This is a genomic window from Microbacterium sp. BH-3-3-3 (assembly GCF_007679045.1).
GTDB lineage: Bacteria > Actinomycetota > Actinomycetes > Actinomycetales > Microbacteriaceae > Microbacterium > Microbacterium algihabitans.
Map to the genome: position 1 here is coordinate 518,549 of NZ_VEFS01000002.1, position 13,803 is coordinate 532,351.

Genomic DNA, 13,803 nt, shown 5'->3' on the forward strand with positions numbered 1-13,803 from the left:
ATTCCTCCGAAATCGTCCGGATCGCGTCTGCGACCCGTCAGGGACACCCCGGTGCGAGGGGCGGTTCGCCGTGGAGCGGCTTACACAGGGCATTCGGGACCCCCGTCGCATCGGATTGCGGAATGTTGCGATTCGCCCGGCGTAACGGCATCCGGGCGACGATAAATACCAGATCAGAGGGTTTAAAATATTCCCGATAATATTTTTGGACGAGTTCGCTTCGCGCCGGAGAAGGGGGCGGGAAGGCCGCGGGCGCTAGCTCACGCGCGACGCGCGCGCACGCACGCGTGCCCACGCGGAGACGTACGCAATGATGGGACGCATGGTGATCGACGGCTTCGACCTCCCCGATGAGGGGCCTGCGCCTGCCGATCACGTCGGTGCCTTGCTGCAGCGCGTGGCCGACGGCGACCGCTCCGCTTTCGCCGAGCTCTACGACACGCTGTCCCCTCGCGTGTTCGGTCTCATCCTGCGCGTGCTCGTCGACCGGTCGCAGAGTGAAGAGGTTCTGCAGGAGGTCTTCCTCGAAATCTGGCAATCCGCTGCGCGCTTCACTCCGAACAGAGGGCAAGGAAGATCGTGGGTTCTCACGATCGCGCACCGTCGAGCGGTGGACCGCGTGCGGTCATCGCAGTCGAGCGTGGATCGCGATGTGCGCGCAGGATTCCGCGATATGGATGTCGCTTACGACGCCGTATCGGAAAAAGTAGAGATGAAAATAGAAGGGCGGCGCGTCGTCGATGCACTGGCGGCGCTTCCCGAAGCACAGAAGGAAGCACTCACGCTGGCCTATTTCGGTGGGTACAGCCAAAGTGAGATCGCAACCCTCGTCGGGGCACCGCTCGGCACGATCAAGACCAGGATGCGCGACGGCCTGTCGCGCTTGAGGATGGAAATGGGGGTGGACAAGTGAACGAGAGGGACTTCGCCGACCTCGCCGTCGGACACGCGCTCAACGCGCTCTCCGAGGCTGATGAGCGCGCGTACCAGGAGGCTCTCGCGGGGAACCCGAACTGGGACCACCACGTGCGCCACGCCGTCGATGCGGTCGCCGCGATCGGCGACTCCGTCGAGCCCGTCGAGCCCCCGCCGTCCGTGCGTGCGTCGCTGTTCGCCCGCATCTCCGAGCTCCCGCAGGACTCAGCGGTATCCACATCTCCGAACGAATCCGTCGTCGACGACGAGGATTACGCCGCGGCCGGGCCCGCCGTCATCGAGCCCGAGCGCGAGGCTGTCACGGTCGGCGCGTCGTCGGCCTCCGGCTGGGGTGCCCGCCGCTGGTTCGCGCTTGCCGCGTCGTTCGCCGCCGTCCTCGTCCTCGGTTTCGGCGCCGTCACCGTCAGTCAGCTGTTCGCCCCGCCCGCCGCGGTCGTGGCCCTCCAGCAGATCGAAGACGCGCCCGACGCGCAGTCGGCCTCGGCCACCATGCCCGACGGCACGGTCGCCACGGCCCACTGGTCGCCCTCGAGCGGCAAGAGCGTGCTCGTCGCCGACGGCATGCCGGCGCTGCCCGACGGCAAGACCTACGAACTGTGGTTCGTCCGCGGTGAGGACCAGATCGCGATCCCGGCCGGGATCTTCGAGCCGGATGCCGACGGCAACGCCACGGCCCAGCTCACGGGCGAGATGCACAGCGGTGACGTCATCGCCGTGACCGTCGAACCCGCCGGCGGTTCGCCCGACGGCACGCCGAGCTCGGCCCCCGTGCTCGCTGTCGCCACGGCGTGAGTCGCCCCGCCTGAGCCCGGCCCGGCCTCCGGGGCCGACGCTCTAGCCTGGATGCATGAGCGATTCCCCCCGCGAGTTCCACAAGCCGGTCCGGCGCCCCGCCGAGCTCTTCGACCGCCTGTTCTCCGCCGAGGACCCCGCCGAGGTGTCGCGCGTCGCGCACAGCACCGCTCAGGCGCTGCTGTCCCGGGTGCGGGCCGACCCCAGCATCGACGTAGTCGAACGTCTCGTCGCCTTCACCGACGACCACGGCATCGACGACATCGCCGAGCTGTGGTCGCGCTCGCCCGCGCGGTCGCTTCCCGGGGCACTGTGGCGGCTCTACCTGCTGCAGCTCATGATCCACGACGACGCCCCGACCGCCGCCCTGCTGTACGAGCGCGGCCGGGTCGAGATGGCGACGGTGGATGCCGTGGTGGCCGGGGCCCCGGCTCCCGCCGGACCCGAAGAGCTCGTGGCGCTCATCGACACCATCCTGCGCGGTCTGTTTGACGGGGACTTCGCCGTCGCCCTCGACCGCGCGGCGGCGTTCTGCCGGGTGCAGGCAGCGGGCTCGACCCACCTCGCCGACGACTACGAGAACACCGAGTCGGAGCGGGCGAGTGCCCTGACCACGCGCGCCCTGCGGTTGGCGACCTACGCCGAAGATCTCTCGGCATCCGCCGCTCTCTGGCGCCGCGACGCGTTGACGTGAGCGCTCCGCGGGAGAACACACCGCGGAAAAGAAAAGTGCCGGACCGCAGAACGCCTCTCGGCGCAAGGCCGCTCAAAGCGGCAGAAGATGGAGCCCGGGGTTACTGCGGCCCGGCATGAAGAGTGTAACAAGACCGGCGCGGTGGCATTCCCTCCGACAGCCCCGTTGACAAGCCCCGGGCGTGTCGTTTCCCGCGTCTAGGCTCGCGGTATGGCTTGGCGTTCCGCTCTTCTGCTCGACCCCGCGGCATCCGACGACACCCGAGAGGACTGGGACGCGACCTTCCGCGTCGTCGACCCCGACGGGCCCGTCCTTCCGCTCGGAGAGCTGAGCGCTCAGCGCGGCGACGGGATCTTCGAGTCGCTCGGCGTCGTCGACGGGCACGTGCAGGAGGTGGGCCCGCACCTGGCCCGCCTCGCGCGCTCCGCCGAGCTCTGCGAGCTGCCCGCGCCGAACCCCGCGCAGTGGCGGGCGGCGATCGCCCGCGTCGCGACCGAGGCAGGCTCGGGCGAGAACGTCATGAAGCTCGTCCTGAGCCGCGGAGTGGAGCAGGGCCCGACCCCGACCGCGTGGATCACCCTCGCCACGGCGCCCGACAACTTCCGCTCCCGGAGCGAGGGTGTCGACGTCGTCACCCTCGACCGCGGCTACGCCCTCGACGCCCCCGCGCACGCGCCGTGGCTGCAGCTGGGTGCCAAGACGCTGTCGTACGGCGTGAACATGGCGGCCATCCGCGAGGCCCAACGGCGCGGAGCCGACGACGCCGTCTTCGTCACGACCGACGGATTCGTGCTCGAGGCTCCCACGGCATCCGTCGTCCTGCGCGTCGGAGATCGCTTCGCGACCCCGTCGCCCGCCGCCGGCATCCTGCACGGCACGACCCAGCTGAGTCTGTTCTCGTTCCTCGAGGCGCGCGGCTTCTCGACGGCGTACGAGACGGTCCCGGTGACCGATCTCACGACGGCGGATGCCGCGTGGCTACTGTCGAGCGTGCGGCTCGCCGCCCCGATCCGCTCCGTCGACGGCACGTCGGTTCCGGTCGACCGCGCGTTCACCGACGAGCTGAACGCCTACCTGCTGAGCCCGCGCGACTGAGCCCGCGCGACTGAGCCCGCGGGACTGAGCCCGCGGGACTGAGCCCGCGGGACTGAGCCCGCGGGACTGAGCCCGCGGGACTGAGGCGTGAACGACGAAGGCCCCGCCGGAGCGGGGCCTTCGCGGTGCGCGGGGTGCTTATCCGAAGCGACCCGAGACGTAGTCCTCGGTCGCCTGGACGCTGGGCGCGGTGAAGATCGAGGCGGTGTCGTTGTACTCGATGAGCTTTCCGGGCTTGCCGGTGCCGGCGATGTTGAAGAACGCCGTCTTGTCGCTCACGCGCGAGGCCTGCTGCATGTTGTGCGTCACGATCACGATGGTGTACTCGCTCTTCAGCTCGCCGATCAGCTCCTCGATCGCGAACGTCGAGATGGGGTCGAGGGCCGAGCAGGGCTCGTCCATCAGCAGCACGTCGGGCGAGACGGCGATGGCGCGCGCGATGCACAGACGCTGCTGCTGACCGCCCGAAAGGCCGCCGCCGGGCTTGTCGAGGCGGTCCTTGACCTCGTTCCAGAGGTTGGCGCCCTGCAGCGACTTCTCGACGAGGGCGTCGGCGTCGCTGCGTGACATGCGCTTGTCGTTGAGCTTCGCGCCGGCCAGCACGTTCTCGCGGATCGACATGGTCGGGAACGGGTTGGGGCGCTGGAAGACCATGCCGACGTGACGACGCACGAGCACGGGGTCGACGCCGGGACCGTAGAGGTCGTCGCCGTCGATGAGCACGCGGCCCTTGACGTGACCGCCGGGGATGACCTCGTGCATGCGGTTCAGCGTGCGCAGGAACGTGGACTTGCCGCAGCCCGAGGGACCGATGAACGCGGTGACCGAGCGGGGCTCGATGTCGATCGAGACGCCCTCGACCGCGAGGAAGTCGCTGTAGTAGACGTTGAGGTCCTGGACCTCGATGCTCTTGGACACGAGTGAGTGCCTTTCTGGGCTCAGCGCGCCTTGGGCGCGAACACCGCCGCCACGATACGGGCGATCAGGTTGAAGATGACGACGAGGACGACGAGCAGGAAGGCCGCACCCCAGGCGTTGGCCTGCGACGCGTCGATGTCCTGCCCGGGGAAGCTGTACGCGGTGTACGCCATGACGGGGAGCGTCTGCATGGGTCCGTCGAAGGGGTTGGCGTTGAAGTTGTCGGTGAAGCTGGCGGCGATGAAGATCGGCGCGGTCTCACCCACCACGCGGGCCACGGCGAGCACGACGCCGGTGATGATTCCGGATGCCGCGGTGCGCAGGACGACCTTGATGATCGTCGCCGACCGCGGCACGCCCAGGGCGAGGGACGCCTCGCGCAGGTCGGCGGGCACCAGGCGCAGCATCTCTTCGGTCGAGCGGATGACGATGGGGATCATCAGCACGCAGAGGGCGATGGATGCCGAGAAGCCGCTGAACGCCTTCGGACCGATGACCAGGCTGAACAGCGAGAACGCGAACAGACCGGCGACGATCGAGGGGATGCCCGTCATCACGTCGACGAGGAAGGTGATGGCGCGGCGCAGCGGGTTGTTCGGCTGCGCGTACTCGACGAGGTAGACCGCGGCGAGGATGCCGATCGGCACGGAGATGAGCGCGGCGATACCCGTGATGATCAGCGTTCCGGCGATGGCCTGCCACGCACCCGCCGTGGCGACGACCTCGAGGGTGTTCGGGTCGAACGTGGATCCGCCGGTCTGGGTGATGAAGTTCCAGTTGACGACCGCGAGGCCCTTGGAGACGACGGTCCAGAGGGTCGAGATCAGTGGGGCCACGGCCAGCAGGAACGCGACGGTGACGAGGCCGCGCACCACCCGGTCGACGGCCTTGCGGCGGTTCTCGACGATGGTGGAGCCGACGCCGATCGCGATGAGGTAGATGATCGCCGTGATGATCAGCCAGGTCGCGAGGTTGAAGCCGCCGAGCAGCAGCTGCACGCCGGCGACGACGATCGCGACGCCCACGAGCATCATCGGCTCGATGTAGCGGGGGAGCTGCCCGCTGGTCAGCGCCAGGGGAGCGGAGGGGGCCGTGACGGTCATGAACGCTTGCCCTTCTTGCGGCCCTTGGACCCGGGTCCGGTCGCACCGATGATGTAGCGGGCGAACATGTTGACCGCGAGCGACACGACGAACAGCATCAGGCCCGTGCCGATCAGCGCCGAGCGCTGCAGGTCGGTGGCGATGGGGAAGTTCAGCGCGATGTTGGCGGCGATGGTCTGCGAGTTGTACCCGTCGGTGAGCAGGAGCACCGAGTAGATGAGGCTGGGTGACACGATCAGCGCGATGGCCATGGTCTCGCCGAGCGCGCGACCCAGGCCGAGCAGCGTGGCCGAGACCATGCCGCTGCGGGCGTAGGGGAAGACCGACAGGCGGATCATCTCCCACCGCGTCGCGCCGAGGGCGAGGGCCGCCTCTTCGTGCAGGCGCGGGGTCTGCAGGAACACCTCGCGGGTGATCGAGGTGACGATCGGGAGGATCATCACGGCGAGCACCACGCCACCGGTGAGCATCGTCGAGCCGGTGGACGAGACCGGACCCTGGAACAGCGGGATCCAGCCGAGGTACTGGTTGAGAAACTCGCCGACCGGCAGCAGCAGGGGGCGCATGACGATGATGCCCCAGAGGCCGAAGACGATCGAGGGGACCGCGGCCAGCAGGTCGACGATGTAGCCCAGGAATCCGGCGATGCGGCGCGGGGCGTAGTGCGAGATGAACAGCGCGATGCCGATCGCGACCGGAGCGCCGATGACCATGGCGATGAGCGCCGCCCAGATGCTGCCGAACAGCAGCGGGCCGACGTACTGCCAGAAGTTGGTCCACTGGCCGTTCTGGTAGCCGGCGAGATCGCCCTCGGTCCAGTTGCCGGTGATGGCGGGGAGGCCGCGCAGGATCAGGAAGATCGCGACGCCGGCGAGGATGATCATGATCGACACCGCGGCGGTGGTCGACAGACCGAGGAAGACGGAGTCGCCGACGCGACGCTTGCCGACGATGCTCGAGCGAGGCTGCGACGGCGGCGGGGAGGCGGGCGAGGTCTCGGGTTCGGTGACGGTGTCAGTCACGGGGGACCTCACGCTCGGCACGGGTCATGGGTTCTCCTCGATCGGGTGTTCTCTGAGGATTTCGGCTCAGCGGAGCGTTCGACGGTGGTCGACCGTTCCGATCAGCCCGGCCCGGCCCGCAGTGGATGCGAGCCGGGCCGAGTCCGACGAGATGTTTACTTGATGGCCGACAGGGTCTCCTGCGCGGCCTCGAGGACCGACTCGGGCAGCGGAGCCGAGCCGGCGTTCTTGGCGGCGACCTGCTGACCGAGGGTGCTGGTGATGAAGCCGAGGTACGACTTCACGAGCTCGGCCTGCTTGGCGTCCTTGAACGAGGTGCAGGTGATCGCGTACGACACGAGCGGGATCGGGTAGGTCTCGGCGGTGAGCTTCGAGTAGTCGAACTTCTTCGACAGGTCACCCGTCACACCGTTGCTGGCCTCGACGGCCGCGAGGTCGAAGGTCTTCGAGACGGCCTCGCCGCTGTACGCGATGGCCGTGCCGTCCTGGACGATCGACGCCGCGTTCAGGTCGCCGATGGCCGAGTGGTCGGCGTAGCCGATGGTGCCCGTGCCGGCCTTGACGGCCTCGACGACGCCCGAGCCACCCTTCTGCTTCGACACGTTGCCCTCGATCGGCCAGTCCTTACCGGCCGGGGAGGTCCACACCGACGACTGGGTCGCGGCGAGGTAGTTGGTGAAGTTCGTGGTCGTGCCCGAGCCGTCCGAGCGCGCGACGGTGGTGATGGGGCCGGCGGCGAGCGCGGTGCCGTTGTCGGCCGTGATGGCCGGGTCGGACCAGTCGGTGATCTGCAGCGCGAAGATCTTCGCGATGGTCTCGCCCGAGAGCTTGAGGTCGGTGACGCCGGGGATGTTGAAGATGATCGCGACGCCATCGAGGTAGATGGGGATGTTCACGCCACCCTCGGTGCACAGCGCCTTCGACTGGGTGGTCTGGTCGGCGGTGAGGGGAGCGTCGGAGCCGGCGAAGTCGTAGGCGCCGCTCAGGAAGTTGGTGACACCGCCGCCGGAGCCCTGCGACTTGTCGTAGTTGATCGTGACACCCTTGGCCTGGGCGTTGTACGCGGCGGTCCACGCGGCCTGCGCGTTCGACTGAGCGCTCGAGCCGCCCGACGTGATGGTGCCCGTGAGGGCGGTGTCGACCGTGAATGCCACGCCGGAGTCGGAGGGGGAGGCCGAGGCGCCGGCGGCGTCGCCACCGGAGGCCGAGGGGCCGGCGCAACCGGCGAGCGCGAGAGAGGCCACGGCGGCCACGGTGCCCAGCTGGGCGAGGCGGGAGATCTTCACTGTGTGAATCCTTCGGATGTCGGGAACTGGAAACCCGGTGCAGGGCTCTCCGGCACGGTAAACAGCGACTGCTAACAGACTGCGTTGTGCGGGTGAACGGGAGGTGAACCGGGTACGCCGTTCCGGGGCGTTTTCCTGGGCGTTGTACTGTTCGCCCGTGACGACACCCGCCTTCGCCGCACAGGCCCCGCTCGATCGAACGGACGCCGCTGCCCCCGCCCGCACGTTGATCGACCTCCTCAGCGACGTCGCGTCGCGGCATCCGGAAGCCTCGGCGATCGACGACGGATCGGGCGCGCTGAGCTACCGCGAACTGCTGGCGCGCGTGTGGCGCACGGCCGCGGCGCTGCACGCCGCCGGGGTGCGCCGCGGAGACCGCGTGGGCGTGCGGATGCCGTCGGGCTCGAAGGAGCTGTACGTGTCGATCCTCGCGGTGATGGCGGCCGGGGCGGCCTACGTGCCCGTCGACGCCGACGACCCCGACGAGCGCGCGCGCCTGGTGTTCGGCGAGGCGGGGGTGAAAGGCATCGTGGCGGGTGACGGGGAGTTCGTCGCAAGCGATCCGGATGCCGACCTCGTGCGCCTGTACGAGGGCGACGCGCCCCACCCGAGCACCAACGCGGTCCCCGTGGTCGCGCCCCCGGGCGTCGACGACGACGCGTGGATCATCTTCACCTCCGGCTCCACCGGGGTGCCCAAGGGAGTCGCCGTCTCGCACCGGTCGGCGGCGGCGTTCGTCGAGGCGGAGGGACGCATCTTCCTGCAGGGCGACCCGTTGGGTCCGGGCGACCGGGTGCTCGCCGGACTGAGCGTCGCCTTCGACGCCTCGTGCGAGGAGATGTGGCTGGCCTGGGGGCACGGCGCGTGCCTCGTGCCGGCGCCGCGCTCGCTCGTGCGCTCGGGGGAAGACCTCGCCCCGTGGCTGCTGCGCCAGAGCATCACCGTCGTGTCGACGGTGCCGACGCTCGCGGCGATGTGGCCGGCGGATTCGATCGAGAACGTGCGCCTGCTGATCTTCGGTGGTGAGGCGTGCCCGCCTGAACTGGCGGCGCGACTCGTCGCGGAGGGGCGCGAGGTGTGGAACACCTACGGCCCCACCGAGGCCACCGTCGTCGCGTGCGCGGCGCTGCTGGACGGATCGCTCCCCGTGCGCATCGGCCTGCCGCTCGACGGCTGGTCGCTCGCGGTGGTCGACGCCGAGGGCCTGCCGGTCGGCGAGGGCGAGGTGGGAGAGCTCATCATCGGCGGCGTGGGCCTCGCCCGCTACCTCGACCCCGCGAAGGACGCGGAGAAGTACGCGCCGATGCCGACGTTGGGATGGGAGCGGGCCTACCGATCGGGTGACCTCGTGCGCTTCGACCCGGCGGGCCTGGTGTTCCAGGGGCGCGCCGACGACCAGGTGAAGGTCGGCGGTCGACGCATCGAGCTCGGCGAGGTCGAGTCGGCGCTGCAGGACCTGCCCGATGTCAGCGCCGCGACGGTCGCGGTGCGCACCACCGAGGCCGGGGTGCCGGTGCTCGTGGGTTACCTCGTCATGGAGGAGGGGATGGAGCTCGATCGGTCCGCCGCGCGGACGGCGCTGGCCGAGCGGCTGCCCGCGGCGACCATCCCCCTGCTCGGCGTCGTCGACGCCCTGCCGGTACGCACCTCCGGAAAGGTCGACCGCGCCGCGCTGCCGTGGCCGTTGCCCGGCGTCGAGACGCCCGCGGCCACCGACTTCTCCGCCGACGAGGCGTGGTTGGCCGAGCAGTGGCAGGCCGTGCTGGGGCTGCCCGTCACCGACCGCAAGACCGACTTCTTCGACCTCGGAGGCGGCTCGCTCGCCGCCGCGCAGCTGGTCTCGCGCATCCGCGCGCGCGTGCCGGAGTTCTCGGTCGCCGACATCTACGACGTGCCGCGCCTGGGCGCGATGGCGAAGGCCCTCGGTCCGCAGCTCAAGGACGAGGCGCCCGCGTCGTTCCATCGGGCCGCGCCCACCCCGCGATCGACCCAGTGGGTGCAGACGCTGCTCGGAGCGCCGCTGTTCATCCTGTCGGGCGTGCGCTGGGTGCTGTACTTGCTCACGGCATCCGCGATCTTGCAGACCGTGCCCGGCTTCGAGGTGCTGCCCTCCGTTTCCTGGCCCGTGCTCGGCATCGGCCTGCTGATCTTCTCGACCCCGTTCGGGCGCATGGCCATCGCCGTGGCATCCGCTCGCCTCCTGCTGGCCGGGGTGCGCCCCGGCGACTATCCGCGCGGCGGCGGGGTGCACATCCGCCTGTGGCTGGCGGAGCAGATCGCCGACCAGGTGGATGCCGTCGGCCTGGCCGGAGCGCCGTGGGTGTCGTACTACGCGCGGGCCCTGGGGGCGCGCATCGGCCGCGACGTGGACCTGCACGCCCTGCCGCCCGTGACGGGGATGCTCGTGATCGGCGACGGCGCCTCGATCGAGCCGGAGGTCGATCTGACCGGGTACTGGATCGACGGCGACCTCGTGCGCATCGGCCAGGTGCGCATCGGGGCCGGGGCGACGGTCGGCGCGCGATCTACTCTCGCGCCCGGCACCCGCATCGGTCGACGGGCCGAGATCGCGCCGGGCTCCGCGGTGTTCGGTCGGGTCAAGGCCGACCAGTCGTGGGCCGGCTCGCCCGCCGAACGGGTGGGCGGGATCGCACGGGACTGGCCGCGCGAGCGGCCCGCCGCCCCCACGCGATGGTTGTGGGCGTACGCGGTGTCGGCCGTCGTGCTCGCTCTGCTGCCGCTCGCCGCTTTCACCGTCGGAGGACTCGTGCTCGCCCAGGGGCTGCGCGGCAGCGCGGATCTCGCGCAGGCCGTCGGGGCGGCGTTCGCCTGGCTCGTTCCGGCCGTGGCCGTGACGGGGCTCGTGTTCGCGGCATCCGTCGTGCTGCTCGTGCGCCTGTTGTCGATCGGGCTCGTCGAGGGCCCCCACCCGGTGCGCAGCCGCGTCGCCTGGCAGGCGTGGACGATCGAGCGACTGCTCGACGCCGCGCGCACGATCCTCTTCCCGCTGTACTCGTCGCTGTTCACGCCGATATGGCTGCGCATGCTGGGCGCGCGCGTGGGTCGCGACGTCGAGGCCTCGACCGTGCTGCTCATTCCGTCCATGGCGCGCATCGAAGACGGCGCGTTCCTCGCCGACGACACGATGATCGCCTCGTACGAGCTGCACGGCGGATGGATGCGCATCGGCCCCGTGCGCATCGGCAAGCGCGCCTTCCTCGGCAACTCCGGTATGGCAGCCCCCGGCCACCGCGTGCCTCGCGACGGACTGGTCGCGGTGCTCTCGGCCGCCCCGCCCAAGGCGAAGGCGGGGTCGTCGTGGCTCGGTTCACCCGCCGTGCGCCTGCGTCGCCTGTCGGCGGAGGGCGACGAGTCGCGCACGTACCGGCCCACCGCCGGTCTGCGGCTCGCGCGCACGCTGTGGGAGCTGTGCCGCTTCGTGCCCGTCGTCGTCACCTGCGCCATCGGGTTGGGCGTGCTGTTCGCGCTCGCCGCGCTGTGGGACACGGTCGGTCCGGTGGGGACGCTGCTGCTCTCGGGCATCGTGCTGCTGGCCGCGGGAGCCGTGGCCGCCGGGGTGTCGACCGCGGCCAAGTGGGCGATCGTGGGTGTCATCCGGGCGGGCGAGCAGCCGCTGTGGTCGAGTTTCGTCTGGCGCACCGAGGTGTCGGACACCTTCACCGAGATGGTCGCCGCTCCCTGGTTCGCCCGCGCGGCCGCGGGGACGCCCGCGCTCGCCGTGTGGCTGCGCACCCTCGGTGCCAAGATCGGCCGGGGCGTGTGGTGCGACAGCTACTGGCTGCCCGAGCCCGACCTGGTCACTTTGGGCGACGCGTCAACCGTCAACCGCGGATGCGTGGTTCAGACGCATCTGTTCCATGATCGAATCATGAGCATGGACACCGTCGAGTTGGAACCGGGTTCCACGCTCGGCCCCCACAGCGTCGTGCTGCCCGCCTCGACCCTCGGGGCGCACGCCACGGTCGGACCCGCGTCGCTCGTCATGCGCGGAGAGACGGTGCCCGTCGGTTCGCGGTGGAGCGGCAACCCCATCGGCCCCTGGCGCGCGGTCAAGGTGCGCGCCTACCAGTCGACCTCGTGAGCGCCGACGCCTACGCCCCGCAGAGTGGCGATCTCTCGTACGACGTGACGTCGTACGACCTGGTACTCGGATACCGCGTTCGCACGAACCGCCTCGACGGGGTGGCCACCATCTCCGCGGTCGCCCGCCAACCCGTGACCTCGTTCGCGCTCGATTTGGTCGGACTCCGCACCACGCGGGTGAAGGTCAATGGAGAGGCGGTGCGCTTCACTCCGGGGCCCCGCGTGCTCCGGGTGACGCCGGCGCGGGGACTCAGCGCCGGGGAGGCGTTCGAGATCGAAGTGGCGTACGCGGGTGCGCCCGCGCCGCGGCGGTCGCGGTGGGGCGCGGTCGGGTGGGAGGAGCTCACCGACGGCGCCCTCGTGGCGGGACAGCCCGTCGGAGCCCCCACGTGGTTCCCCTGCAACGACCGGCCCGACAACCGGGCTGCGATGCGGATCGAGATCACCGTCGACGACGGCTACACCGCGGTCGCCACGGGAGTCGAGGGCGTCAGCTCGCGTCGAGGAGGTCGGGTGACCACGACGTTCGTCTCCGACGTGCCGACCGCCACCTACCTCGCCGCCGTGCACGTGGGGCGCTATCGCACGCGCCCGCTCGCGGGCTCCGGCACCGGGGTCGTTCCCGCCGTGACGGTGAGCGCGCCGCCCTCCCTCACCGCTGCCGTCGATCGCGCCTTCGCGCCGGTGCCCGAGATGCTGCGGCTCTTCGACACCCTGTTCGGGCCGTACCCCCAGCCCGCGTGCACGCTGGTGGTGACGGCCGACGAGCTCGAGATCCCCCTCGAGGCCCAGGGTCTCGCCGTCTTCGGAATGAACCACCTCGTTCCCGCCGCCCAGCGCCTCGTCGCGCACGAGCTCGCGCACCAGTGGTTCGGAAACAGCGTGGGGCTGGCGCGCTGGAGCGACATCTGGCTCAACGAGGGCTTCGCCTGCTACGCGGAGTGGCTGTGGTCGGAGCACTCGGGCGGACCGACCGTGCAGACCTGCGTGGGCGAGTACTACGCGCGCCTGGCGGCGAAACCGCGCGATCTGCTGCTGGTGGATCCCGGGCCCGACGACATGTTCGACGATCGGGTCTACAAGCGCGGGGCGCTCACCCTTCACGCGGTGCGCCGTCAGCTGGGCGACGCCGCCTTCTTCGACCTGCTGCGGTCGTGGACCGCCGAGCACCGCCACGCCCTCGTCACCACCGACGACTTCCGTCGCGCCGTCGAGCGCGCCGGGGGAGCGGATGCCGCGGCGACGCTGTCGCGCTGGATCGATTCCGAGGCTCTGCCGCCCCAGCCTTGACCGGGTGATGCGGCCTGGGCAGTTCGTCGTTCGCGTGGCCCGGCTGTCGTTTCCGACCGCCGATGCGGAGATGCCCGTGCGCTCGCACTCGGCGTGAGCGCGCCTGCTCAAGGCGGGTGCGTCTGCTCGAGGCGCGCGCGGCTGCTCAGCGCGGGTGCTGATGCCGACCGCGGACCGCCGACACGGGGACGCGCGCCTGCACCGAGCGCGAGTGCGTCTCCACAACGCGGGCAGGCCTGACGGGCGCGGGTGCAGGGCGGTGCGCGCCCGGGGTGTGGGGATGAGTCGCCGAGGGCGTGGGTGCGCCTGCCGGGTGCGGGTGCGTGGCGGCGCGCGTCAGAAGGTTGGGTGTCGATCGGCGCGGGCGCGGGCGCGTCTGCTCGAGGCGAGCGCATCGGCGCGGGCGCGGGTGCGCCTGCTCGAGGCGCGTGCGTGTGTTCGATGCGGGCGCGTCTGCGAGGCGTGCGGGGAGGGAGGAGCGCGCGCGGGGAGGAGCGCGCGCAGGGAGGCGTGGGTGCGGGGTGGTGCGTGTGTCAGAAGGGTGGGGGTGTGCCGTTGTCGTC

General features: G+C 70.7%; 10 protein-coding genes. 6 read left to right on the plus strand and 4 right to left on the minus strand.

Annotated features, from left to right (window positions below):
• The first annotated feature begins 310 nt into the window (after positions 1-310).
• The 4 genes from sigK (at position 311) to FS769_RS10340 (ending at position 3,517) form a co-directional block, all read left to right on the plus strand.
• Entirely contained in the window at positions 311-913 is a 603-nt protein-coding gene (sigK, locus tag FS769_RS10325) for an ECF RNA polymerase sigma factor SigK (RefSeq protein WP_186325504.1), read from the plus strand.
• The gene (locus FS769_RS10330) at positions 910-1,728 is read left to right on the plus strand and encodes an anti-sigma factor domain-containing protein (protein WP_144833077.1); all 819 of its coding nucleotides are present in this window, start codon (positions 910-912) and stop codon (positions 1,726-1,728) included. Before sigK ends, FS769_RS10330 begins: the two co-directional genes overlap by 4 nt.
• A 55-nt stretch (positions 1,729-1,783) precedes the next feature.
• Positions 1,784-2,422 carry a DNA-directed RNA polymerase subunit beta gene (locus FS769_RS10335; RefSeq protein WP_144833079.1) on the plus strand — a complete coding sequence of 213 codons (639 nt, stop codon included), beginning with the start codon at positions 1,784-1,786 and terminating at the stop codon, positions 2,420-2,422.
• Between the two features lie 210 nt (positions 2,423-2,632).
• Positions 2,633-3,517, plus strand: coding sequence for an aminotransferase class IV (locus FS769_RS10340; RefSeq protein WP_144833081.1), 885 nt, complete (start codon positions 2,633-2,635; stop codon positions 3,515-3,517).
• Between the two features lie 138 nt (positions 3,518-3,655).
• On the opposite strand, the gene pstB is transcribed toward FS769_RS10340, so the two are convergent.
• The 4 genes from pstB to FS769_RS10360 form a co-directional block, all read right to left on the minus strand.
• Positions 3,656-4,435 (minus strand): phosphate ABC transporter ATP-binding protein PstB, encoded by a 780-nt coding sequence (gene pstB, locus FS769_RS10345; protein ID WP_144833083.1) that lies wholly within the window; start codon positions 4,433-4,435, stop codon positions 3,656-3,658.
• A gap of 20 nt (positions 4,436-4,455) precedes the next feature.
• Positions 4,456-5,538, minus strand: coding sequence for a phosphate ABC transporter permease PstA (pstA, locus tag FS769_RS10350; protein WP_144833085.1), 1,083 nt, complete (start codon positions 5,536-5,538; stop codon positions 4,456-4,458).
• A complete protein-coding gene (pstC, locus tag FS769_RS10355) occupies positions 5,535-6,560 on the minus strand; it encodes a phosphate ABC transporter permease subunit PstC (RefSeq protein ID WP_144833087.1) in 1,026 nt (341 codons plus the stop codon). The genes pstA and pstC overlap by 4 nt, the downstream gene beginning before the upstream one ends.
• Positions 6,561-6,715: 155 nt before the next feature.
• Entirely contained in the window at positions 6,716-7,846 is a 1,131-nt protein-coding gene (locus FS769_RS10360) for a PstS family phosphate ABC transporter substrate-binding protein (protein WP_144833089.1), read from the minus strand.
• Between the two features lie 157 nt (positions 7,847-8,003).
• Between FS769_RS10360 and FS769_RS10365 the strand changes: the two genes are divergently transcribed.
• Positions 8,004-11,948, plus strand: coding sequence for a Pls/PosA family non-ribosomal peptide synthetase (locus FS769_RS10365; RefSeq protein ID WP_144833091.1), 3,945 nt, complete (start codon positions 8,004-8,006; stop codon positions 11,946-11,948).
• Entirely contained in the window at positions 11,945-13,240 is a 1,296-nt protein-coding gene (locus tag FS769_RS10370; protein WP_144833093.1) for a M1 family metallopeptidase, read from the plus strand. Before FS769_RS10365 ends, FS769_RS10370 begins: the two co-directional genes overlap by 4 nt.
• Positions 13,241-13,803 lie beyond the last annotated feature (563 nt).